The organism is Novosphingobium indicum (genome assembly GCF_014645195.1).
GTDB lineage: Bacteria > Pseudomonadota > Alphaproteobacteria > Sphingomonadales > Sphingomonadaceae > Novosphingobium > Novosphingobium indicum.
This window is the reverse complement of record NZ_BMLK01000007.1, coordinates 91,345-113,640: the sequence shown is the minus strand read 5'-3', so window position 1 is coordinate 113,640 and position 22,296 is coordinate 91,345. Positions and strand designations below refer to the sequence as shown.

General features: G+C 62.7%; 23 protein-coding genes. 10 read left to right on the top strand and 13 right to left on the bottom strand.

Annotated elements, in window-relative coordinates:
• Window positions 1–170 precede the first annotated feature (170 nt).
• Window positions 171–1,541: a M20/M25/M40 family metallo-hydrolase gene (locus tag IEX64_RS08940; protein WP_188819309.1), complete on the bottom strand. Its 1,371-nt coding sequence runs from the start codon at window positions 1,539–1,541 to the stop codon at window positions 171–173.
• A gap of 412 nt (window positions 1,542–1,953) precedes the next feature.
• On the opposite strand from IEX64_RS08940, the gene ettA reads away from it, so the two are divergent.
• Both ettA and IEX64_RS08930 read left to right on the top strand, forming a co-directional pair.
• Window positions 1,954–3,633, top strand: a complete 1,680-nt coding sequence (ettA, locus tag IEX64_RS08935; RefSeq protein ID WP_188819308.1) for an energy-dependent translational throttle protein EttA — start codon at window positions 1,954–1,956, stop codon at window positions 3,631–3,633.
• 210 nt (window positions 3,634–3,843) lie between these two features.
• Window positions 3,844–4,764 carry an RcnB family protein gene (locus IEX64_RS08930; RefSeq protein WP_229710164.1) on the top strand — a complete coding sequence of 307 codons (921 nt, stop codon included), beginning with the start codon at window positions 3,844–3,846 and terminating at the stop codon, window positions 4,762–4,764.
• 78 nt (window positions 4,765–4,842) lie between these two features.
• Here the strand turns inward: IEX64_RS08930 and IEX64_RS08925 are convergent, their stop codons facing one another.
• On the bottom strand, window positions 4,843–5,394 hold the full coding sequence (locus IEX64_RS08925) for a cytochrome b (protein WP_188819306.1): 552 nt from the start codon (window positions 5,392–5,394) through the stop codon (window positions 4,843–4,845).
• Between the two features lie 125 nt (window positions 5,395–5,519).
• Here IEX64_RS08925 and IEX64_RS08920 point away from each other — a divergent pair, with 125 nt between their 5' ends.
• The gene (locus IEX64_RS08920; protein WP_188819305.1) at window positions 5,520–6,191 is read left to right on the top strand and encodes a prolyl hydroxylase family protein; all 672 of its coding nucleotides are present in this window, start codon (window positions 5,520–5,522) and stop codon (window positions 6,189–6,191) included.
• 1 nt (window position 6,192) lies between these two features.
• On the opposite strand, the gene IEX64_RS08915 is transcribed toward IEX64_RS08920, so the two are convergent.
• Entirely contained in the window at window positions 6,193–7,806 is a 1,614-nt protein-coding gene (locus IEX64_RS08915; RefSeq protein ID WP_188819304.1) for a lysine--tRNA ligase, read from the bottom strand.
• 109 nt (window positions 7,807–7,915) lie between these two features.
• On the opposite strand from IEX64_RS08915, the gene IEX64_RS08910 reads away from it, so the two are divergent.
• Window positions 7,916–8,791, top strand: a complete 876-nt coding sequence (locus IEX64_RS08910; RefSeq protein ID WP_188819303.1) for a mechanosensitive ion channel family protein — start codon at window positions 7,916–7,918, stop codon at window positions 8,789–8,791.
• A gap of 68 nt (window positions 8,792–8,859) precedes the next feature.
• Window positions 8,860–10,323, top strand: coding sequence for an amidohydrolase family protein (locus tag IEX64_RS08905; RefSeq protein WP_188819302.1), 1,464 nt, complete (start codon window positions 8,860–8,862; stop codon window positions 10,321–10,323).
• A 7-nt stretch (window positions 10,324–10,330) separates the two neighbouring features.
• On the opposite strand, the gene IEX64_RS08900 is transcribed toward IEX64_RS08905, so the two are convergent.
• Window positions 10,331–10,630 (bottom strand): DUF2218 domain-containing protein, encoded by a 300-nt coding sequence (locus IEX64_RS08900; protein WP_188819301.1) that lies wholly within the window; start codon window positions 10,628–10,630, stop codon window positions 10,331–10,333.
• Complete coding sequence (locus IEX64_RS08895; protein WP_229710163.1) at window positions 10,627–11,328, bottom strand: PadR family transcriptional regulator; 702 nt, start codon at window positions 11,326–11,328, stop codon at window positions 10,627–10,629. Before IEX64_RS08895 ends, IEX64_RS08900 begins: the two co-directional genes overlap by 4 nt.
• A 155-nt stretch (window positions 11,329–11,483) precedes the next feature.
• Between IEX64_RS08895 and IEX64_RS08890 the strand changes: the two genes are divergently transcribed.
• A complete protein-coding gene (locus tag IEX64_RS08890; RefSeq protein WP_188819300.1) occupies window positions 11,484–14,201 on the top strand; it encodes an ATP-dependent DNA helicase in 2,718 nt (905 codons plus the stop codon).
• 31 nt (window positions 14,202–14,232) lie between these two features.
• The gene (locus tag IEX64_RS08885) at window positions 14,233–14,778 is read left to right on the top strand and encodes a SixA phosphatase family protein (protein ID WP_188819299.1); all 546 of its coding nucleotides are present in this window, start codon (window positions 14,233–14,235) and stop codon (window positions 14,776–14,778) included.
• 5 nt (window positions 14,779–14,783) lie between these two features.
• On the opposite strand, the gene IEX64_RS08880 is transcribed toward IEX64_RS08885, so the two are convergent.
• From IEX64_RS08880 to rpmF, 5 genes are all read right to left on the bottom strand, one after another.
• Entirely contained in the window at window positions 14,784–15,164 is a 381-nt protein-coding gene (locus IEX64_RS08880; RefSeq protein ID WP_188819298.1) for a MerR family transcriptional regulator, read from the bottom strand.
• Between the two features lie 14 nt (window positions 15,165–15,178).
• Window positions 15,179–15,475, bottom strand: a complete 297-nt coding sequence (locus tag IEX64_RS08875; RefSeq protein ID WP_188819443.1) for an integration host factor subunit alpha — start codon at window positions 15,473–15,475, stop codon at window positions 15,179–15,181.
• Window positions 15,476–15,589: 114 nt separating this feature from the next.
• Complete coding sequence (locus IEX64_RS08870) at window positions 15,590–16,558, bottom strand: beta-ketoacyl-ACP synthase III (RefSeq protein ID WP_188819297.1); 969 nt, start codon at window positions 16,556–16,558, stop codon at window positions 15,590–15,592.
• A complete protein-coding gene (plsX, locus tag IEX64_RS08865; protein ID WP_188819296.1) occupies window positions 16,558–17,619 on the bottom strand; it encodes a phosphate acyltransferase PlsX in 1,062 nt (353 codons plus the stop codon). The genes IEX64_RS08870 and plsX overlap by 1 nt, the downstream gene beginning before the upstream one ends.
• Window positions 17,620–17,660: 41 nt before the next feature.
• Entirely contained in the window at window positions 17,661–17,840 is a 180-nt protein-coding gene (gene rpmF / locus IEX64_RS08860; protein ID WP_188819295.1) for a 50S ribosomal protein L32, read from the bottom strand.
• Between the two features lie 162 nt (window positions 17,841–18,002).
• Here rpmF and IEX64_RS08855 point away from each other — a divergent pair, with 162 nt between their 5' ends.
• Window positions 18,003–18,395, top strand: a complete 393-nt coding sequence (locus IEX64_RS08855) for an MAPEG family protein (protein WP_188819294.1) — start codon at window positions 18,003–18,005, stop codon at window positions 18,393–18,395.
• On the opposite strand, the gene IEX64_RS08850 is transcribed toward IEX64_RS08855, so the two are convergent.
• Complete coding sequence (locus IEX64_RS08850) at window positions 18,392–19,069, bottom strand: MBL fold metallo-hydrolase (protein ID WP_308422593.1); 678 nt, start codon at window positions 19,067–19,069, stop codon at window positions 18,392–18,394. The two genes, IEX64_RS08855 and IEX64_RS08850, sit on opposite strands and share 4 nt — an antisense overlap.
• Before the next feature lie 52 nt (window positions 19,070–19,121).
• Window positions 19,122–19,772, bottom strand: a complete 651-nt coding sequence (locus IEX64_RS08845; protein WP_188819441.1) for a S24 family peptidase — start codon at window positions 19,770–19,772, stop codon at window positions 19,122–19,124.
• A 98-nt stretch (window positions 19,773–19,870) separates the two neighbouring features.
• Between IEX64_RS08845 and IEX64_RS08840 the strand changes: the two genes are divergently transcribed.
• Window positions 19,871–20,071: a hypothetical protein gene (locus IEX64_RS08840; RefSeq protein WP_188819293.1), complete on the top strand. Its 201-nt coding sequence runs from the start codon at window positions 19,871–19,873 to the stop codon at window positions 20,069–20,071.
• A complete protein-coding gene (locus IEX64_RS08835; RefSeq protein WP_188819292.1) occupies window positions 20,061–20,417 on the top strand; it encodes a hypothetical protein in 357 nt (118 codons plus the stop codon). The genes IEX64_RS08840 and IEX64_RS08835 overlap by 11 nt, the downstream gene beginning before the upstream one ends.
• Before the next feature lie 68 nt (window positions 20,418–20,485).
• Here IEX64_RS08835 and IEX64_RS08830 read toward each other — a convergent pair whose 3' ends face one another.
• Window positions 20,486–22,165, bottom strand: coding sequence for an acetolactate synthase large subunit (locus tag IEX64_RS08830; RefSeq protein ID WP_188819440.1), 1,680 nt, complete (start codon window positions 22,163–22,165; stop codon window positions 20,486–20,488).
• Window positions 22,166–22,296 lie beyond the last annotated feature (131 nt).

Here is a 22,296-nt window from a genome sequence, read left to right as displayed (position 1 = left end):
GCCACAAGTCATGTAAAAAGCGAAGGAACTCGCCGCCCCCGCTCACTCTGAGCTTGTCGAAGAGTGCTGGCTGACGCGCAGTGCCAGCGCCCTTCGACAGGCTCAGGCCGAGCGGTGTAGGTGAATTTTCGGGAGGACGTCGGGAGCAATCGCTGCGCGAGGCTGCAATTTTACTCCCCGACACCCTCGGCAATTTCGCCCGGCTCGTTGGCGATCACCTTGAGCACCGCCGTCCAGGCATCGACGTTCTGCTGCAGCGTTGCCGGATCGACCTTGTCGAGCGTATCGTCGGGCGTGTGATGCAGGTCGAAGTAGTGCATCCCGTCCTGCCCCAGATCGACCACCGCCAGCTTCTGCTTCGCTATGATCGCGCCCACGTCCGCGCCGCCATCGGCGGGGCCGGCGTGCGGTACGATGCCCATCGGCCAGAGCGCGGCGTTGATCTTGTCCGCCAGCGCCTTGTTCGCGGGCGCGAAGTTGTTCTTCACCTGCCACACGTTGTCCGCGCCGAAATCGCTTTCCATCGCGACGGCATGAGGCTCGTCGCCGTGCATTTCGGCGTAGTGCGTTCCGCCGCCCTGCCCGTTCATGCCCATTTCCTCGTTGCCCGACCACAGCACCCGGATCGTGCGCAGGGTCTTGCCGTCCTTCTGCGCGGCAAGGGCAGCCGCCGTCACGATGGCGCAGCCGGAGGCGTCGTCGATGGCACCGGTGCCGAGATCCCAGGAATCGAGGTGACACGCGACCAGCACGATCGGCAGCGAGGGATCGCGCCCCGGCAGTTCGGCCACGACATTGCCCGAAGGCGCGCCGGGGTTCGGCTTGCCCATCAGGGTCATGTCGATCTGCATCGGCTTCCCGCGCTGCGCGATCCGGGCAATCAGATCCGCATCGGGATTGGAAACCGCGCCGGCCGGGATCGGGGTGGCACCTTCGGCCCAGACCGTCGCGCCGGTGTGCGGATTGCGGTGGCTGTCCGTACCGGCGGAGCGGATCACGATACCGGCCGCGCCCTTCTGCGCCGCGATGCTAGGCCCGCTGCGGCGCACATTGCCGTATGGCCCATAGCCGGAGCCATCCTGCGCGCGGCGCATGGCATGATCGACGAAGGCCACCTTGCCTTTGAGCGATCCTGCAGGCGCAGCTTCCAGGGCAGCGAGCGTCGGGAAATAGACCATCTCCGCCGTGAGACCATCGGCAGGCGTAGGCACGGAAAAACCGAGAGCGGTGATCGCGAGCGGCTGCTGATAGGGCGCGGTCAACTTGGCGTGCTCCGGACCGCGCTGCCAGACGTTCGCCTTGAACGGCTCGATCTTCACATTGCTGAAACCCAGCGCCTTGAGCTTGGCATCGGCCCATGCGCGGGCCCGCGCTTCGGCTTCAGAACCGGCAATGCGCGGACCGATTTCGGTCGTCAGGCCTTCGACGATGTCCCAGGCGACGCCCGAGCCCTGTTGCGGCGTCGCGGCGGCGATGGTGGCGGTGAAAGGAAGAGCGGCGAGAGCGGCGAGAAGCGCCGCGCGGGGGAGTTTGCGAACCATGGCGCCCTGCGTAACGCGGCGCACGGGGATTGCCAACGCTGCATATCTGCCAAGCTGTCATCCCATTGAGCCCCCGCTTTCCTACACGAGTTCTCTTTGAGACAATCGCCTCGTTTGGAAATCGCCTGACGCCGCTCCACATTCGCCGGAAACGAAAGGTCACACCCATGCCGCGCCAGACAGAGCTGTCACCTTGCAAAAATAAGGCCCAATATCGGGCACTTCGCGCATCCGTGCCAAGCCGGATCAATCCCCAAGGTGACGAACAATTCGCCGTGTCTGTGTCAACCGGAACGTCACACCTTCTGGCACCCCTCCCGCAAGTCCGCACCACCCTTGGCAATCCCCGCCCTGCCCTGTAGAGCGGCGCGCAAACACCCCATACACGCCAGATTTCATCCAGAGGAACCCGATGGCCGCGCAATACGCCTATGTCATGAAGGGCATGACCAAGACTTTCACCGGCGCCCAGAAGCCGGTGCTTTCCGACATCTCTTTGCAGTTCTACCAGGGTGCCAAGATCGGCATCGTCGGCCCGAACGGCGCCGGTAAGTCGACCCTGATGAAGATCATGGCCGGCATCGACACCGATTTCACCGGTGAAGCCTGGCCGGGCGAGAACATCACGGTCGGCTACCTGCCGCAGGAGCCCCAGCTCGATCCGACCAAGACGGTGCTCGAAAACGTCAAGGACGGCGCCCGCGACATCGCCGACATGGTCGACCGCTTCAACGCGATCTCGGCCGAGATGGGCGACCCGCAGGACGATACCGACTTCGACGCGCTCATGGAGGAAATGGGCACGTTGCAGGACAAGATCGATGCGGTCGACGGCTGGACGCTCGACAACCAGCTCGAAGTGGCGATGGAAGCACTGCGCTGCCCGCCGGGCGACTGGTCGGTGGACAGCCTCTCCGGCGGTGAAAAGCGCCGTATTGCCCTGACTCGCCTGCTGATCCAGAAGCCCGACATCCTGCTGCTGGACGAACCGACCAACCACCTCGACGCGGAAAGCGTGGACTGGCTCGAACACCACCTCGCCGAATATGCCGGCGCCGTGCTTATGATCACCCACGACCGCTACTTCCTCGACAACGTGGTGGGCTGGATCCTCGAACTCGACCGCGGAAAGTACTTCCCGTACGAAGGCAACTACTCGACCTACCTCGAAAAGAAGGCCAAGCGCCTGTCGCAGGAAGAGCGCGAGGAGAGCGGCCGCCAGAAAGCGCTCAAGGACGAGCTCGAATGGATCCGCGCCGGCGTCAAGGGACGCCAGACCAAGTCCAAGGCCCGTATCAAGAAGTTCGAGGAACTGCAGAACGCGCAGGACCAGCGCACCCCCGGCAAGGCCCAGATCGTCATCCAGGTGCCCGAGCGCCTGGGCGGCAAGGTCATCGAGGCCAAGGGTATTTCCAAGGCTTTCGGCGACAAGCTCCTGTTCGAGGACCTCTCGTTCATCCTCCCGCCGGGCGGCATCGTCGGCGTGATCGGTCCGAACGGCGCCGGCAAGTCGACGCTGTTCAAGATGCTCACCGGGCAGGAACAGCCGGACACCGGCACGATCGAGATCGGCCAGACCGTGCACCTCGGCTACGTCGACCAGAACCGCGACCACCTGGACGACAAGCACAACGTCTGGGAGGAAATCTCCGACGGGCTCGATTACATGAAGGTCAACGGCCACGACATGTCGACGCGTGCCTATGTCGGTGCCTTCAACTTCAAGGGCCAGGACCAGCAGAAGAACGTCGGCAAGCTTTCGGGCGGTGAACGCAATCGCGTCCACCTAGCCAAGATGCTCAAGCAGGGCGGCAACGTGCTGCTGCTGGACGAACCGACCAACGACCTCGACGTCGAAACGCTGGGCGCTCTCGAAGAGGCGATCGAGAACTTCGCCGGTTGCGCCGTGGTCATCTCGCACGACCGCTTCTTCCTCGACCGTCTGGCCACGCACATCCTCGCCTTCGAAGGCAACAGCCACGTCGAATGGTTCGAAGGCAACTTCGAGGCTTACGAAGAAGACAAGCGCCGCCGTCTGGGCGACGCGGCAGACCGTCCGACCGCGCTGTCGTACAAGAAGCTGACGCGCTGATATCGCATCTGTCCTGCCGGCCTTCGCATGTGCAAGGCCGGCAGGACAAGATCGATGTTCATATAAAATAGATGAAATATTAACGGAAAGCGCACAATCGGTTCACGCCCCTGACAGCGCCAGTCGTGTAACACCTCTTCAACAGGATGAGCCGCGATCGCCGTGCGGCACGTTCGGTTTAGGAGACCGGATATGGCAGACAGGAAAAAAATGAAGACCCGTGCCCTTTTATCAGCAGCAGCCTGGAGTGCGATGGCGCTTGCCGTCACGGGCATGGTAACGCCTGAAATCGCGGCAGCGGCTGACCGCACTGGCCAAAGCGAAAACCGCAGCCGCGACAGGGACCGTCCGGATTTCCGCAACCGTTCCAACGGCTCGGCACGCGTCCAGGCGCCTTCGCGCGAAAACTGGTCGCGCGGCGACAACCGGCAAGCTCAGTCCCGTACCCCCGACATGACCCAGTCGCGTCGCCAGGCCATCCGGACCGGGCAGGAACAGCGCGAACAGCGCGAACAGCGGCAGAAAGTCGAGCGCCAGCGCGATCAACAGCGCGACGTGCGGCAGGATCGCCAGAACGACCGTCGGGTCTACGGTTCAGACCGCCGAAACGATCGCACCGAACGCCGCGAGGAGCGTCGCGACAACCGTTATGAACGCCGCGATGACCGCACCAACAATCGCTACGATCGGCGCGATGACCGCCAGAACGACCGCAGCGATCGGCGCGACGACCGCCGGGACTATCGCAACGACCGTAACAACCGGCAGGACTGGCGCTACAACAACCGCGATCAGCGCCGTGACTATCGAGACGCGCGCCGCTGGAACCGGCAGGATTGGCGTCGTGACAACCGCTACAACTGGCGCGATTACCGCGCACGCCATCGCTCGACCTACCGTATCGGCCGGTACTACGCCCCCTACTACGGCTATTCATATCGCCGGCTCGGGATCGGCTTTACGCTCGGATCGATGTTCTACGGCAACCGTTACTGGATCAACGATCCCTGGGCCTATCGCCTTCCCGAGGTCTACGGTCCGTATCGCTGGGTCCGCTACTACGACGACGTGCTGTTGGTGAACGTCTACAGCGGTGAAGTGGTCGACGTGATCTACGACTTCTTCTGGTAAGGCCGAGTAGGCAGAAAACAGAAAGAGCCCCCGGCCGGCAGACCGGGGGCTCTTTTCTTGTCAGATCGGAGATCAACCTCAACGGCGGGAAAGAAACGGCGCCATCCGCGCCATCGTATCGTCCCGGTCGAGCAACTGGTGCTTGAGCGCGCCCGCAATGTGCAACGCCAGCAAGCCCAGCATCACGATGGCCAGAACCTCATGGCTTTCATGGAAAATGCCGCCAAGGGCCTTGTCCGGACCAACCGGCAGCGCAGGGATCTCGAACAGACCGAACCAGCTTACCGGATCACCGCCACCCGAAACCATACCCCAGCCGGTCAGAGGAATGGCCAACATCAGGAAGTATAAAAGGAAGTGCGTCACCCGGGCGAGAGCCACTTCCCAGGCCGAAAGCGCCGCCGAAAACGGCGGCCCCTTGTGCACGAGCCGCCATGCAATGCGCACCAGCGTAAGCGTGAGAATGCTCAGCCCATTGGCCTTGTGGTAGCCCATCAACGCGATCAGCTCCGCCTTGGGCAGGTCCTCCGCGCTCCAGGCGATCACGTAGTTGGCAACAATAAGCAGGGCGATCAGCCAGTGCAGAATGATGGCGACACGCGTGTATCGGGGCGCAAGCGTTGATTTCATGTATTTCCACCCGGTTCCGATGTGCAGGGACGGACACATCCACCCGCAAGGGTATGGAAGCATTTTCCCGTCGAGGAAACAGGGACAATTGATCTAATTTCCAAGGTGCGTAGTCTTGCGGGCCAATGGACGATTTCGGCCACCCGGATTGCAGCGCCCTCGCCCGGATCGGCGAAACCGTGCGCAAGCAGCTTTCCTGCGAACCGGCCGTGCGTCGCTTTCCCGAGGAACGCGCGGAAGTCTATGCTGTCGACGCATTCCTCGACACCAAGGACTGCAACCACCTGATCACGCTTATAGATGCCATGGCGCAGCCGTCCGGCCTCGTGGACGAAGCCGACTGGCCTGACTACCGCACCAGCTATTCGAGCGACATCGACGTCGCCGACAGGACGGTCCGCAAGGTCGAGCGGAGAATCGCGGCCCTCACCGGCCTGACGCTCGACTGCAGCGAGTCGCTTCAGGGCCAACGATACCGGACCGGCGAGTACTTCCACGAGCACTACGACTGGTTCGATACCTCGGCGGACTATTGGGACAGGGAAAGGCGCTGCGGGGGCCAGCGCACCTGGACGGCGATGGTCTATCTCAACGATGTCGACGAGGGCGGCGCCACGGACTTTACCCGCATACCCATCAGCATCGCGCCACTCAGGGGCAGTCTGCTACTCTGGAACAACGCCCTTCCGGACGGTACCCCCAACCCCTGGACGATGCACGCCGCGCGACCGGTGGTGCGCGGCGTGAAGTACGTCGTGACCAAGTGGTTTCGAACGAAACCCTGGTCCCAGCCGTAACTCAGGCTTTCAGAGCCTGCGCAATCAGTGCGCGCGTTTCGGGAATGCCGTACAGGGCGATGAAGCTGCCCATGCGTGGGCCCTGCGAAGAGCCCAGCAGCGTCTCGTAGAGCGCCTTGAACCAGTCGCGCAGCGTCTCGAAGGCATAAGCCTCGTTCTTGCCGATTTCGTAAACCGTGTTCTGCAGCTCTTCGGCGCTCGTTGCCGGACTCGCTTTGGCGAGTTCGGCATCGAGCGCCCGCAGCGCTTCAGCCTCGTTTGCCGTCGGCGCGCGGCGCTTGAGCGTGGGCGCAATGAAGTCGCGGTTGGTGGCGAGCGCGGCCCGCACCAGTTCTTCCAGCTCCGGATGCGCCTCGGGCGTAGCCTCGGCCACATAGTTGCCGAGATACGACCAGACCTGCTCCGCCGTCGCCTCCGCGCCAAGCACGCCGACGAGATTGAGCAGCAGCGAGAACGTTACCGGGAGAGTATCCCCCGCGCCCTGCGGGGTCGCCCCTGCTCCGGTTTCGTTCGCGCGCAGCAGGTGCCACACGGGGTTGCCGAGCTGCTTGTCGAGCGGCTGGCTCGCAAGATTGCCCCGGAACTGCCAGTACTCGTCCACCGCCTTCGGAATGACGCCGACATGCAACTGCTTCGCACTCTTGGGCTCGCGGAACAGATAGAAGCCGAGCGACTCCTCGGTGCCGTAGGTCAGCCACTGTTCGATGGTGAGGCCGTTGCCCTTGGACTTAGAGATCTTTTCGCCGTTCTCGTCGAGGAACAGCTCGTAGATCAGGCCTTCCGGTTTCCGGCCGCCCAGGATCTTCACGATCTTGCCCGACTGCGTCACCGAATCGGTCAGATCCTTGCCGCTCATCTCGTAATCGACACCCAGCGCGTACCAGCGCATCGCCCAGTCGACCTTCCACTGCAGCTTGGCCTGGCCGCCGAACACGGTCTGTTCGACGACGCTCCCGTCCTGATCGGTGAAGCGGATCATGCCGGTCGCCGGATCGAGCACTTCGACGGGAACCTGAAGCACCACGCCCGTGGTGGGCGAGACTGGCAGGACCGGCGAATAGGTCTGGCGGCGCTCCTCGCGCAGCGTGGGCAGCATGACGTCGAGGATCGCCTGATTGCACTCGAGCACGCGGGTCAGCGCGGTATCGAACTCACCCGAATTGTATCGGCTGCTGGCGGAAACGAACTCGTACTCGAAACCGAAGCGGTCGAGAAATTCCCGTAGCATCGCGTTGTTATGATGTGCAAAGCTCTCGAACTTGCCGAAAGGATCGGGAATGCGCGTCAGCGGCTTGCCGAGGTTCGCAGACAGCATTTCTGCCTGTGGAATGTTATCGGGGACCTTGCGCAAGCCGTCCATATCGTCTGAGAACGCCACCAGCCGTGTCGGTGCGCCACCGGTCAACGCCTCATAGGCACGCCGAACCAGAGTTGTCCGCAGCACCTCCTGAAACGTGCCGATATGCGGCAGGCCCGAAGGTCCATAGCCGGTCTCGAAAAGCACCGGGCCACCGCCGGGTTTGCCGTTCGGGTACCGCTTGAGCAGCTTCTGGGCCTCCTGGAAGGGCCAGGCCTTGGACACACGGGCGGCTTCGATCAGGGCGTCATCAGTCATGGCGCGCTCATTGGCGAAATGAGCCGGTTTCGCAAGTGCGAAGCGTAAAGAGGAACCCCCTGCCCCCAGGAACGTTATGTGCAAAAGGCACCGAAAGGACTGAATAACCGTGAATTACGTCGCCATCCTTCAGGATGAACTCGAAGCCATGGGCAAGGCATTCGTACAGGCGCTGCCTTCGCTGATCATTGCCCTCGTCGTACTCTTCGCCACCTGGGTCGTGGCCCGCATCGCCGTTTCCGCCGTTTCGCGCCTTACCGGCCGCACCACGCTGCGCGATGACCTGAAGCAACTGATAGATACGCTGATCAGGCTGGTCGTATGGATTTTCGGCGTCCTCATCGCCCTTACAGTCGCCATTCCCAGCTTCACCCCTGCCGGTGCCTTCGCCAGCCTGGGTGTCGGCGCTCTCGCCATAGGCTTTGCTTTTCAGGACATCTTCGAGAACTTCCTCGCCGGCGTTCTCATCATGCTGCGCGAGAAGATGAACATCGGCGACACTATCGAGTGCGAAGGGCTCCTCGGCAAGGTCGAGAAGATCACCCTGCGCGAAACACATATCCGCCAGTTCTCCGGCGAACTGACCGTCGTGCCCAACTCGATGCTGTTCAAGAATCCGGTCGAGATCTACACCGACCAGCCCTTGCGCCGCTTCGACATCGTTGTCGGCGTGTCTTACGACACCGACCTCTCCAAAGCGCAGCCGGTGATCCAGTCGGCCGTGGAAAGCATCGAAGCCGTCGACAAGGAAAAGGGCGTGGTCGTCTTCGCCCAGGAATTCAATTCCAGCTCGGTGGACTTCCTTGTCCAGTGGTGGACCAACACGGTCGATCAGGACCTGCGCCAGACCAAGAGCGAAATCGTCTTTGCGGTGAAGGCTGCACTGGACGACGCGGGTATCGAAATTCCGTTCCCCTACGTCACCAACACCTTCAAGGAGCCTCTGCCCGTGCAGAAGGCACCGGAGGCAGCGAACGTCGCCTGACGCGGCAAACCGTTACAAAAGCACACTTCAGGGTTGTGCTGATCCCGAAGAGCGGCATTTTGGCCGGCATGACCCATCGAATCATGCCGGCCTTTCGCCGCGTCGCAGCCACGCTCGCGCTCTCCAGCGCCTTCACCGTCGCTCCCGCTGCGCTCGCCGCCGAAGCCGAAAGACAACCGGTGATCATGCGCCATGTCGACCTTGTCGACTTCAGCGGCGAGGTGCCGGCGCGCCTACACGACGGGACCGTTGTCGTCTCGGATGGTGCGATCACCTACGCAGGGCCGGCCGAGGGGGCACCGACGATCTCCGGCGCGCGAGAGATCGACGGCAGTGGCCTGACCGCCATTCCCGGACTGACAGACATGCACGTTCATGTCTGGGACGAAGCCGAACTGGGCGCCTATATGGCCCACGGCGTCACGACGGTGCGCAACATGTCCGGCATGCCCTTTCACCTCGATCTGCAAAAGCGAATCGAGGCCGGCGAGGTCGATGGCCCCCGCCTGATCACGACCGGACCGATCCTCAACAGCGAGGGGGCGAACGCCCAGATCAACCACCAGCTGGTCGAGACTGCCGAAGCGGCAAGGAAGGCCGTGGCTGGCCAGGCCGATGCGGGCTTCACCCGCCTAAAGGTCTATTCGAACCTCAAGCGCGCGCCCTACGAGGCGCTGCTGGAAGAAGCGCACCGGCGCGGGCTCAAGATCACCGGCCATACGCCCGAAGGGGTGCGCCTCGAAGGGATGCCCTACGAGCGCCCCTTCACCATCGTGTTCGACGAGATCCTCGATGACGGTTTCGAGACCATCGAACATGTCGAGTCGATCCTGTGGCACGCGCTCGGCGACAAGCTCGACGACACCAAGGCGCGTGAAGTGGCGAAGAAGATCGCGGCTTCGGGCACGCCTGTAACGCCCACCCTGCTGGCCCACCACAATCTGCTGATGATGGCGCGCACCCACGGCAGCTATGCGACAAGGCCGGGCACCGAAATGCTCAACCCTGTCACGCAGGCAACCGAAAAGGGCTATATCGACTTTTGGTCCAAACAGGAAGCGGCGGACCACGAAGGCAAGGATGCGTGGCTGGGCCGCTTTACCGAAATGCTCGAGGAAGAAGGCGTAACGCTGGTCACCGGCAGCGATTCGGGGATCTTCTCGAACGTGCCCGGTGCCTCGCTTCAGGAGGAACTGGTGCTGATGCGGCATGGCGGCATGAGCGCGTTCGACGTCCTCAAGGCCTCGACGGCCAATGTCGCCAAAGTGCTCGGCGAGCAGGGCAAGAGCGGATGCCTGTCCGAAGGGTGTCGCGCCGATATCGTGCTGCTGGGATGCGATCCGCTCGAGGCCATCGCCTGCACGGCGCATGTTCGCGGAGTGCTGCAGGCGGGGCGCTGGTATGGTCCGGAGGAACTGGCCGCGCTTCAGGCCAGCGCAGCAAAGCCCGATGCGCAGCGCACGATCCAGAACCTTACGGAAGGCATGGCCGCCCAGGGCACACCGCTCGATCCGGCGGCCCTGGGACTCTGAGACTTTCTCAGCCCGCAGCTTGCGCCCAGGCCCATTCGTAGGTCAGCGGCGCTTCGCGGAACGCAAAGCGGTCGATATGGCTGGCCACGACATCGGTCAGCCTTTCGACTTCGCTCTTGTCCTCACCGCTGATGGCAATGGCGATGCCTTCGCCATCAGCGTCCATCGTCGCAACGGCGGCCGGAAAAGTCACCGTGCCGCGATCGCCATCGACACTGGTTTCGAGCTTGTGGCTCCAGTGTTTGCACAACTGGCGCACGTACTTGCCGCCGGATTCGGTTTTCACTTTGGCAGTGATCGTGTTCACGACTCGATCCTTTCGATCTTTCGGGTTGCCTCGTCGATGGCATCCGCGATCTGCAATGTCAGTTCGCGATCGGCACCTCCCTGATTCAGACGGTCGAACACGGCTGTCTTGAGCGCCTGCATGGCCCGCCGCACAGGCGCAGGATCCACGCGATCTCGCTGCTCGGCAAGGGCTGCCAGACGCGCTTTGAGCAAGGCAGCCTTTTCGGCATCGACGTCTGCCTGCTGACGCCCCTCTTCGGTCGCCTCGTAGGACTTGCGCGAACTTTCGTCGGCCATGACGGCGATCAGCCCGGACTCCTCCATGTAGGTCAGTGCCGGATAGACCACTCCGGGGCTCGGGGCGTAGTCACCGCCAGACAGGGTCTCGATCTCGCGGATCAGGTCATAGCCATGGCGCGGGGCCTCCACGATCAGCGCCAGCAGAAGAGCCTGCAGTTCGGCCTGGTCAAACAGCCGCTTGCGCCGACCGCCGCGCATGCCGGGACCACGGCCTCCGCCCCGCCCCATGGCGCGACCGGGCCCCATTCCACGACCGGTTGCGAACTCTTCGTCAAAGCCACCGCATCCGCCGCCGAACCCGCCACGGACCCGAGCGCCACGATGGCCGCGACGGCCACGCATTCCGCCGAATTCGCTGCATTCGAAAGCCTCGCCTTCGGCACAGCCGCCGCGTCCGCGTTTGTGATTGAACATCATATACCTCGTCTTTCATGTTCCTATCTTATGATGGTTCTAAGATATATCTAGAATGATCCGAAGCAAGGCCTGAAACTGTATCAGAATGCAATTTTCGGGTGAGTGGCCGCTGTTGCGCCGTTTCCAACGCGCGCCCGGCCTTCTAAAACCGTGGCATGGCCGCCCTTCCCATCCCCGCGCTTCACGCCAGCCACGGCGGCTGCTGGCTGCGCGATGCAGATTCCACGCGCACCGTCTCCAAGGGCGGAGCCGTGATGGCGGCCGCCGATACGCCTTTGCTGATCCTCAATGCCCCGCTGGTGGCGACACGGCTGGGTTATCCCGATCTGTCCGGGCTCGATCTGCTCGAACTCTTCGCCTTCGTGCATCCGGCACGTTTCGTGGTGCCGACACCCAAAGGCCTCGCCCATGCGCTCGATCTGCCCGAGCCCGGCGCAGACGCGGAGGTGCCGCAACTCCTGCAGCAGGCCGCCGGTGCCTTGCTCGAAACCTGCGAGTCCGAGGAATGGCTGGAACGCGAAGGCGCATGGACCGCGCTGCAGTCGCTGGTGCGGATGCGCTGGCCCTGGGCGACGCTGCTCACCGGGCGCATTGCCAAGCCTCAGCGCGCCGAACGCTGGCTGTTCTCGCGCCTGCCCGAATGGGAGGAAAGCCCTGACCATCCGCAACCGCGCCAGGTCTTTCTCGACAAGGACGCCGTGCTGCACCGGCTGGAGGACCTGACCGGCAGCGGCGCCGAACAGCGTCCCGGACAGCGCGCCTACGCGGCCGATGCCACTTACGCCTTCGAGCCGCGGGAGAAATCCGGAAACCCGCGCCTGCTGCTGGCGCAGGCGGGCACTGGCATCGGCAAGACGTTGGGCTACCTCGCCCCTGCCTCGTTGTGGAGCAACGAAGCCGGCGGCACGGTGTGGGTATCGACCTACACCAAGGCCCTGCAGCGCCAGCTCCGGCAGGAAAGCCGCCGCGCCTGGCCCGAGCGGCGCAGCGACGGCAGTCGCCCCGTAGTCGTGCGCAAGGGCCGCGAGAACTATCTTTGCCTGCTCAACCTCGAAGATGCGCTGCAAGGCGGCTTTGCCGGACGGGCGGCAATCCTTGCCCAGCTCGTTGCCCGATGGGCAGCCTATTCGCGCGACGGCGACATGATCGGCGGCGATCTGCCCGGCTGGCTCGGCACATTGTTCCGCCAGCGCGGCATCACCTCGCTGACCGACCGGCGCGGCGAATGCGTCTATGCCGGGTGTCCCCACTACCGGAAGTGCTTCATCGAACGCGCCTCGCGCGCCAGTGCCGGTGCCGATCTGGTGATCGCCAACCATGCGCTGGTCATGGTCAATGCCGCACGCGGGCGCGACGTGGCGGCACGCCCCACACGCATTGTCTTCGACGAGGGCCATCACGTCTTCGACGCCGCCGATTCCACATTTGCCGCTGCACTGAGCGGAACGGAGACGATCGAACTGCGCCGCTGGGTCATCGGCCCGGAAAAGGCCTCGCGCGGGCGCCGGCGTGGCCTGTCCGCCCGGCTTGCCGATATCGTCAGCTATGACGAAGCCGGCAGCAAAGCCATCACCGCCGCGCGCGCCGCCGCCGAAGCGCTGCCCGGGGACAGCTGGATGCAGCGCATTGTCGAGGGCGCTCCCTGGGGGCCGTTAGAGGAACTGCTCGCCGCCGTCCGCGCCACAGTCTACGCGCGCGATGAAAGCGGCGGACAGGAAGCCGGCTACGGCCTCGAAACCGAAGCCGCCGGGCTCGACGGCGCCTTCATCGAGATCGCCCAGGCCGCTCGTGAGGCACTGGCCGACTTGCGTCAGCCGCTGATCCGGCTCGGCGTCCGGCTAGAAGCCTTGCTTGAGGACCCGCCAGACTGGCTCGACGGAACCGGACGTGCGCGCCTCGAAGGGGCTCGGCACTCGCTGTCGTGGCGCATCGATACTCTGGCCGGATGGGAAGCTCTGCTTGAAAGGCTCGGCGGCCCTGCCGATCCGGAATATGTCGACTGGCTGGCTGTCGACCGATCCGAAGCGCGCGAATACGATATCGGTATTCACCGCCGCTGGCTCGATCCGATGAAGCCTTTCGCCAAGGTCGTGCTCGAGCCCGCACACGGGGTGATCATGACCTCCGCCACGCTGCGCGACGGCGACGACTGGGGCAAGGCGATTGCCCGTTCCGGTGCCGAGCATATCGGCGTGATGCCGCACCTTACCGCGCAGGACAGCCCTTTCGATTATGCCGCGCAGGCAGAAGTGTTGATCGTCACCGATGTGCCGCGCGGCGACATTCCATCGCTGGCCGCAGCCTATGCCCGACTGATCGAGGCATCGGGCGGCGGCGCGCTGGGCCTGTTCACGGCGATCCGCCGTTTGCGCGCAGTTCATGGTCGCATAGCCGACCGGCTCGCTCGTGCCGGACTACCCCTCTATGCGCAGCATGTCGACCCGATCGACACCGGCACACTGGTCGACATCTTCCGCGACGACCCTGCCGCCTCGCTTCTAGGCACAGATGCCCTGCGCGACGGTGTCGACGTCCCCGGCCATTCCTTGCGTCTGGTGGTGATGGAGCAGGTTCCGTGGCCGCGCCCCTCGATTCTGCACCGCGCGCGCCGCCTCGCTGGCGGCGGAGGAAGCTACGACGACACGATCATCCGCGCCCGGCTTGCGCAGGCTTTCGGGCGCCTGATCCGCAGCAAGGATGACCATGGACACTTCGTGGTTCTTTCTTCCGCCTTCCCCTCAAGGCTGCTCAGCGCCTTCCCTGAAGGCACGCCGATCCGGCGGATTTCTCTGGAGGAGGCTTTACAGCGCGTGGCCGCCCATGCTTCAGGGGAAAGCGACCACGAGGGCGAAAACGCCCGTCCGCTGTTCTGATTTCCTCCTACGCCGAGAGTAGCCTGCCAGAATGAAGACGCTGGGAATTTTCCGCCACGCCAAATCGGACTGGAACGATGCACGCCTGCGTGACTTCGACCGTCCGCTGAACAAGCGCGGCAGGAAAGGCGCAGCGATTATGGGCAAGCACATTCGCGACCACGCCATCGGCTGGAAGCGTATCCTGGCCTCTCCCGCCGTCCGTGTGACGCAGACCATCGAACTGGCCGGTGAAGCGGCAGGAGAGACACCGCCGATCACTTGGGACCGCCGCATCTATCTCGCCAATTCCGCGACCCTGATGGACGTTTTGCGCGAACAGGAAGGCGACCCCGCCTCGATCATCCTGATCGGTCACAATCCGGGCCTGGAAGATCTTATCTTCGATCTCGTGCCAGACGACGGCACCAGCCCGCTACGCGATATCGTGGAAGAGAAATTCCCGACCGCTGCCTATGCCGTGCTCCAGCTCGACATCGACCACTGGTCCGACCTGGAAGAAAGCTGCGGCACGCTTACGCACCTCGTCCGGCCCCGCGACCTAGACCCGGCGCTGGGCCCGGCTGCCATCGACTGACGAAGTCAGGCGCCGGCAAGCGCTTTGGCAAGATCCCGACGAATCGCTGCCAGATCATCAATGAGGTTCGCAAGCGGAGCATCCCCGGTATCCGCAAAGCTCTGCTCGGGCTTGTCCGATGATGAGATCGCTTTGCACGCACCGCGCAAGGTGTAACCCTCGCGGTGCACCAGACGATCGATCTCGGCGATCAGCGCTACGTCCTGTGGCCGGTAATACCGACGGCCACCGCTGCGCTTGATCGGTTCGAGAGCCGGGAACTGCTCTTCCCAGTATCGCAGGACATGTTGCTTGATACCGAGCGCCCGGGCGACTTCGCCAATCGTGCGCAACGCATCTGGGGCTTTCCCGTCGTCAAACGCGGGATTCTCGGGCATTGCGCTCATCGTTCCTCCGGCAATCAGCTTCCGGCGATACGGTCCTTGAGCATCTGACTGGCGCGGAACGTCATGACGCGCCGGGGCGTGATCGGAACTTCTACACCCGTCTTGGGATTACGGCCGACCCGCTCTCCCTTGTCGCGAAGCAAAAAAGTTCCGAACCCCGAAATCTTGACGTTTTCACCGTCACTCAGGGCCTGCGTCATATGCTGGAGAATAGCCTCCACCATCGCAAGTGATTCAGACCTGGAAAGCCCAAGCTTTCTGTGGATTGCTTCCGCAATCTCGGCCCTTGTCAATGTATCCGTGGAGCGCATCAAGCCCGCAATCCCCTATCGTGCGCAGTCCCCTGTGAACGATCATATGAAAATATGAAGGAAAAGCAATGCTAAGTGCAATATTACACTTTAAATATTTTTCGGAGCATGAATTTACATGCGTATCAGGCAGGCGCCCCATGTAAATCCGCCGCCCATTGCCTCCAACATAACAAGGTCGCCTTGAACGATCCGGCCGTCGCGGACGGCCTGATCGAGAGCCAACGGGACCGAAGCCGCCGAAGTGTTGGCGTGCTGCCCCACCGTCATCACCACCTTTTCCGGCGGGAGGCTGAGCTTCTTGGCAGTGGCATCAAGGATACGGGCATTGGCCTGATGCGGCACGAGCCAGTCGATGTCAGAGATAGAAAGCCCTGCTTCTTCAATGACTTCTTTGAGAACTTCAGCCAGATTGACGACAGCGTGGCGAAAAACTTCGCGCCCGCGCATGCGCAGCTTGCCGACTGTTCCCGTCGTCGAGGGGCCACCATCGACATAGAGCAGTTCGTTGTGCGCACCATCGGCATGGAGGCGAGTCGCAAGAACGCCGCGCGGCTTGTCGCCTTCCTGCTCCTGCGCTTCGAGCACGACGGCACCGGCGCCATCGCCGAAGAGCACGCACGTGGTGCGATCTTCCCAGTCGAGAATGCGGCTGAAAGTTTCCGAGCCGATAACCAGCGCGCGTTTTGCCATTCCGCTGCGCAGCATCGAATCGACCACGCCCATGGCATAGAGAAAGCCCGAGCAGACCGCGGCGACGTCGAAGGCGATCCCCCCGCGGCACCCAAGGTTGTTCTGAACGATAGTTGCGGTTGCCGGAAAGGTCTGGTCCGGGGTTGCCGTGGCCAGCACGATCAGATCGATCGACGAAGCCTCGATACCGGCGGCCTCGATCGCCTTCTGCGCTGCTTCGGTTGCGAGAGTGGATGTCGTCTCGTCAGGCTCGGCGACGTAGCGGTTGGAAATACCGGTCCGCTCTACGATCCATTCGTCATTGGTATCGACACGCTCAGCGAGTTCGGCATTGCTGACGGCGCGCCGCGGAAGCGCAGAACCGGTGCCGAGAAGAACCGACCGCAACATCAGGCGCGTTCTTCCTGCGGGCGCGGCATGCGCCAGGATTCCCCGCCCACACGGGCAAGGTCTGCAGTAATGCGCTCGGTCACGTTTTCCTCCAGAAGCCGTGCGGTAACCGCTACGGCATTGGCCACACCTGCGGCATTGGCTCCGCCATGACTCTTCACGACAATGCCATTGAGGCCAAGGAAGACGGCGCCGTTATGATTATTGGGGTCGAGGTGATGCTTGAGCAGTTCCGTCGCCGGGCGCGAGATCAGAAAGCCGATCTTCGAGCGCAGGGAACTGGCGAAACTGCGGCGCAGGAGGTCGCCCACGAAGCGAGCGGTACCTTCTACAGCCTTGAGCGCAATATTTCCGGAAAATCCGTCGGTGACGACGACATCAACGTCGCCGCGGCACATCTTGTCCGCTTCGGTGAAGCCGTCGAAAGAAATTGCGAGATCCTCGGCCGCCCCTTTCAACGTTGCCGCCGCATCGCGGAGCAGGTCGGTACCCTTGATTTCCTCGGTACCGATATTGAGCAAGCGCACACGCGGCTCTTTGCGCCCGGTGGCAACGCGGGCATAGGCCGAGCCCATGATGGCAAACTGCACGAGGTTGCGGCTGTCGCACTCGGTGTTGGCACCGAGATCGAGCATGATGACGTCATTATCGCCCAGCGTCGGCAGCAGAGCCGCCAGCGCAGGACGATCGATGCCCGGCATGGTCCGCAGCGTCAGCTTGGCAATCGCCATCAGCGCGCCGGTATTGCCGGCACTGACAGCTGCGCCGGCATCGCCGTTCTTCACTGCCTGAATCGCGCGCCCCATCGACGTCGTCTTGGCGCGGCGAAGAGCCTGACTCGGCTTGTCCTCACCGCTGATGACGTCGTCGGTGTGCAGGATTTCGGAGCTGGCCCGCAGGTTCGGGTGTTTTTCGAGCGCGGCCTCGATCCGCGGCTCGTCCCCAACCAGCAGGAACTTGAACTGGTCGTGCCGACGGCGCGCAAGCGCGGCGCCTTCGATCATGACGCGCACGCCCTCATCGCCGCCCATCGCGTCAACGGCGATACGCGGCAAACTCATGGGCTCTCTCCGAAACTCGAAATGCTAAGACTTTGGTGGTCTTAGATCTCGACTGCAACGATTTCACGACCGTTGTAGTGGCCGCAAGCGTTGCAGAGGTTGTGCGGGCGCTTCAGCTCGCCACAATTCGAGCACTCGTGGAACGCTTCAGCCTTGAGGGCATCGTGGCTGCGGCGCATGCCCCGACGGGACGGGGACGTTTTTCTCTTAGGGACAGCCATTTCGGCACCTGTTCCTGAAAATGCAATTATGTCAAAAATGCCGCCGGTGACCGTTGGCGGACACGGCGGCTTGCGAAGGCGCGCCTATACCCGATTTCTGACGAGTTGCAACCCGTTCGTGCCTGTCCCATGAACTCTCCTGCCCCAGGGGAGACCACCATAATGATTCTGCAGACGACACTGAGCCTTGCCGCAGCAGCGGCCATAATGAACATATGGCTGGCCTTCCGTGCCGGCAAGCTGCGCTACAACGCCAAGATCCTGCATGGCGACGGCGGCAACCCGCTGTTGATGCAACGCATGAGAGCGCAGGCCAACTTCGTCGAGAACACGCCCTTCGTCCTCATCCTCATCGCTGTGATCGAGATGACGGGTAAAGGCGGCACATGGCTCGCCATCGTCGGGTCGGTTTATATGCTGGCGCGCATCAGCCATGCTTTCGGCATGGACAACGCCGAATCAAATCCGCTGCGCGCGGTCGGCTTCCTGGTTACGGCGCTCACCCTGCTCGGGCTTTCTGTCATTGCCGTTCTGATCGCCCTGGCGCGCTTCTAGACGGGCAGACCGCGCTTGATCGCCGCATCGCTCACGTAAGGATTGGTTCGGCGCTCGTCGCCGAAGGTGCTCACCGGGCCGTGCCCCGGCACGAAAGTCACATCATCGCCAAGCGGCCAGAGTTTCTTGGTGATCGAATCGAGCAGGTCCTGCAGATTGCCGCGCGGGAAATCCCAGCGGCCGATACCACCCTGAAACAGAACGTCGCCGACGATCGCGAATTGGCTGGGACCATGGTGGAAGATCACATGGCCCGGCGTGTGCCCGGGACAATGGACGACGTCGAGCTCCAGCTCACCCACAGTCACCTTGTCGCCATCCTCAAGCCAGCGGTCGGGCTCGAAGGTATGCGCCTCCATGTTCCAGCGCGGGCCATCATCGTCCAGCTGCGCGATCCAGAAACGGTCTTCTTCCTGCGGCCCTTCAATGGGCACACCCATTTCCTTGGCCAGAACGCCGGCCTGTCCGCAGTGATCAAGATGTCCGTGGGTGACGAGGATTTTCTCCAGCGTCACACCGGTCTTTTCCAGCGCCTGCTTCAGCTTGGGCAGATCGCCGCCGGGATCGACAAGCGCACCGCGCATGGTCTTCGTGCACCAGATCAGCGAGCAGTTCTGCTGCAGCGGGGTAACGGGAATGATGCCGACGCGCATCGGCTGGTTTGTCTCGGTCATGTCCCCGGAAATGGCGGCAGTGCGCGCCGATTGCAACCGCTGCAATGCAGCGTCAGATCCGCCCGCCTTTCCAGACGACGCGCCCGATCACATCCACTTCATCCGGCTGGCATTCTATCGGGCGATAGGCGGGGTTGTCGCTCAGCAGCGTGATCACGCCCGGCCTACTCGCATAGACGCGCTTGACCAGCAGGTTATCTTCCAGACGGACAACATGGATGCCATCGCGCACCGAGTGCGGCGTGCGGTCGACCAGGATCTCGTCCCCATCGCGCAAGGTGGGTTCCATCGAATCGCCGGTCACGGCGATCGCCGAGAGACTTTCGGCCTCCAGCCCCATGCTCCGCAGCCAGCGCACCGAAAACCGAATCGCATCGAAAGCGCTCTCGTCGGGCTCAGATGCCCCCGGTCCTGCCGAAGCCCCCAGGGTCAGGCGCGCAACGTCCACCCATTCGGCGCGAACCGGAGCCCCGGCGATCGCAAAGGAATTATCCCTTGGTTTTCCCAGCTCCACTTCGTCCACACCGAAGAATCGGGCGAGCATTCCGCGGTCGCCTTCCTCGAGCTTGCGCGGACTACCCTTGCGAACAAACTGCTGCAAATAACTCGAATTCTTGCCGATCATGCGGGATAGCGAGGCGAGACTGACCCGCCGGGCATCGGCCAATTCGAGCAAGCGCCGCGGGACATCGCCGGTTTCCATCTTGTAATCGATATATGAAAGAAATTTCCTAGACAAGTAGGATTTCGCTTGGAACATTTAGGGAACATAAACAAATCTAAACGGAAGGACCTGTCCAGATGCTTCTGCCCCGGATCGAGCGTTTCCTGCGCCAGACCAACATGCCCTGCACGAAATTCGGACGCCTCGCAGCGCATGACCCTCGCTTCGTGCTGGACCTGCGCAATGGCCGCATCCCCCGCGAACGCACGGCCACACGCGTCGAGACATTCATGAAAGGCTATCTTGCCGGCGCGCAGGAGGGCCGTCATGCACAGTGAGATTGTACGCGCCGTCTCCTCCTGCGCGGCCACGCGCGCCCCCTGGCTGCGGCTGCTGTCACAGGTCCTGGAGCTAGCAGGACCGCAGGCCGAGTTCCTGAGCCATTCCGAGCGTCCCTGGACAAGCGCCACCTTCGAAGGCACGCGCCACTCCGCCGTTCTGGCTTTTCATGGCCCCGAGGGGGCGCTGCCGGGCGAAGCCTTCATAGCGGCGCTTCCCGACCACGAATTCGAGGTTCCGGGACATCTCGTCGCCGATGCCTCAATTGCGCGTATCGAACGGGATCATACCCCCTCCCCGCGCCTGCAGATCGAAGCGGAGTTCCTGCTACTGAGTGACGGCTAGGAACGCCCTCGAGCGAAGCGATCCAGAGCAATCTCGATCGCTTCGCTCGAGGAGAAAGCACGCACCGGCTAGAGCGCGCGCGACAGGTCCTTGATCTCGGTATTCAGAATGCGGTCGTTCTCGGAATAATCGACCGGGCAGTCGATCAGGTGGACGCCCGGCGTGTCGCGGCAATGGACCAGCAGTTCGCGCAGATGCTGAGCGCTTTCCACCCGATAGCCCTCGGCACCGTAGCTCTGGGCATACTGGACGAAATCGGGGTTGCCGTAGTCGAGGCCGAAATCCTCGAAGCCCATATTCGACTGCTTCCAGCGAATCATGCCGTAGGCATTGTCGTTGAGGATCAGCACCGTGAGATTGAGCCCGAGCCTGACGGCTGTTTCCAGCTCCTGACTGTTCATCATGAAGCCGCCGTCGCCGCAGATCGCGAAGATCTTGCGGTCGGGATAGACCATCGCGCTTGCCATGGCCGAGGGCAGGCCGGCGCCCATGGTCGCGAGCGCATTGTCGAGCAGCACCGTGTTCGGTTTGCAGGCGACATAGCCGCGCGCGAACCAGATCTTGTAGATGCCATTGTCGAGGCAGATGATCCCGTCGTCGGGCATGGCGTCGCGAACCTGCTGCACGACGTACGGCGGGAAGATCGGGAAGCGCTCGTCCGAGGCCAGCTTGGACGTATGGGCCACTTCCGCCTTGCGGAATTCGAGCATGCCGGAGAAATCCCACTTGGGCGACGGCGTGATCGCTTCCTTGATCTGCCACATGGCGTTGGCAATATCGCCGATCACCTCGATCTGCGGGAAATAGACCGGATCGACCTCGGCCGTCTTGGTCGAGATGTGAATGACCGTCCGCTCATGCTGGTTGGGTTCGTTGTGCATGAAGAACGGCGGCTTCTCGATCACGTCGTGGCCGATGTTCACGATGCAGTCGGAAGCATCGATGGCGCGGTGAACGAAGTCGCCGGCCGAAAGCGCCGCGCAGCCCAGGAACTTGGGATGGCGTTCGTCGATCACGCCCTTGCCGAGCTGCGTAGTCAGGAAGGGAATGCCCGTCTTCTCGACGAACTCGTTGAGCATTTTGCTCGTCATCTTGCGGTTGGCGCCCGCGCCGATGACCAGCACCGGACGCCGCGCCTTTTCCAACGCCTCGCAGGCCTGCACGATCGACTTCATGTCGGCGGTCGGGCGACGGACGATGGAGCGCGGAATAGGATGCGAATCGGTGTACTCGTCCGCGATATCCTCGGGAAGCTCGATATGCGTCGCGCCGGGCTTTTCCTCTTCGGCAATCCGGAACGCCTCGCGCAGGCGGCTCGGGATGTTGTCCGCCGAAGCCATCTGGTGGGCATACTTGGTGATCGGATGCATCATCGCGACCACGTCGAGGATCTGGAAGCGCCCCTGCTTCGATTTCTTGATCGGCTTCTGGCCGGTGATCATCATCATCGGCATGCCGCCCAGCGTTGCATAGGCCGCCGCGGTCACGAGATTGGTCGCGCCCGGCCCCAGCGTCGACAGGCAGACGCCCGCCTTGCCGGTGTGGCGTCCATAAGTCGCGGCCATGAAGCCGGCGCCTTGCTCATGGCGGGTGAGAATGAGTTTGATCTTGGAAGAGCGCGAAAGCGAATCGAGAAAATCCAGGTTTTCTTCACCCGGAACACCAAAAACGTACTCGACGCCTTCCGCTTCCAGACATTGCACGAAAAGATCAGACGCCTTGGTCTTGTCAGCTTCTGCCACGACCATTCCTCCCATTACCGGTCCTTGTCCGGGTAACAGACATCCCGGCCATTCCCGAAGCGAAATACACGCCTCGATCAGGAAATCGTCCTGATGGAATTACCAGTTAGCAAGAACATCAACGCCCGAGCGGTCGC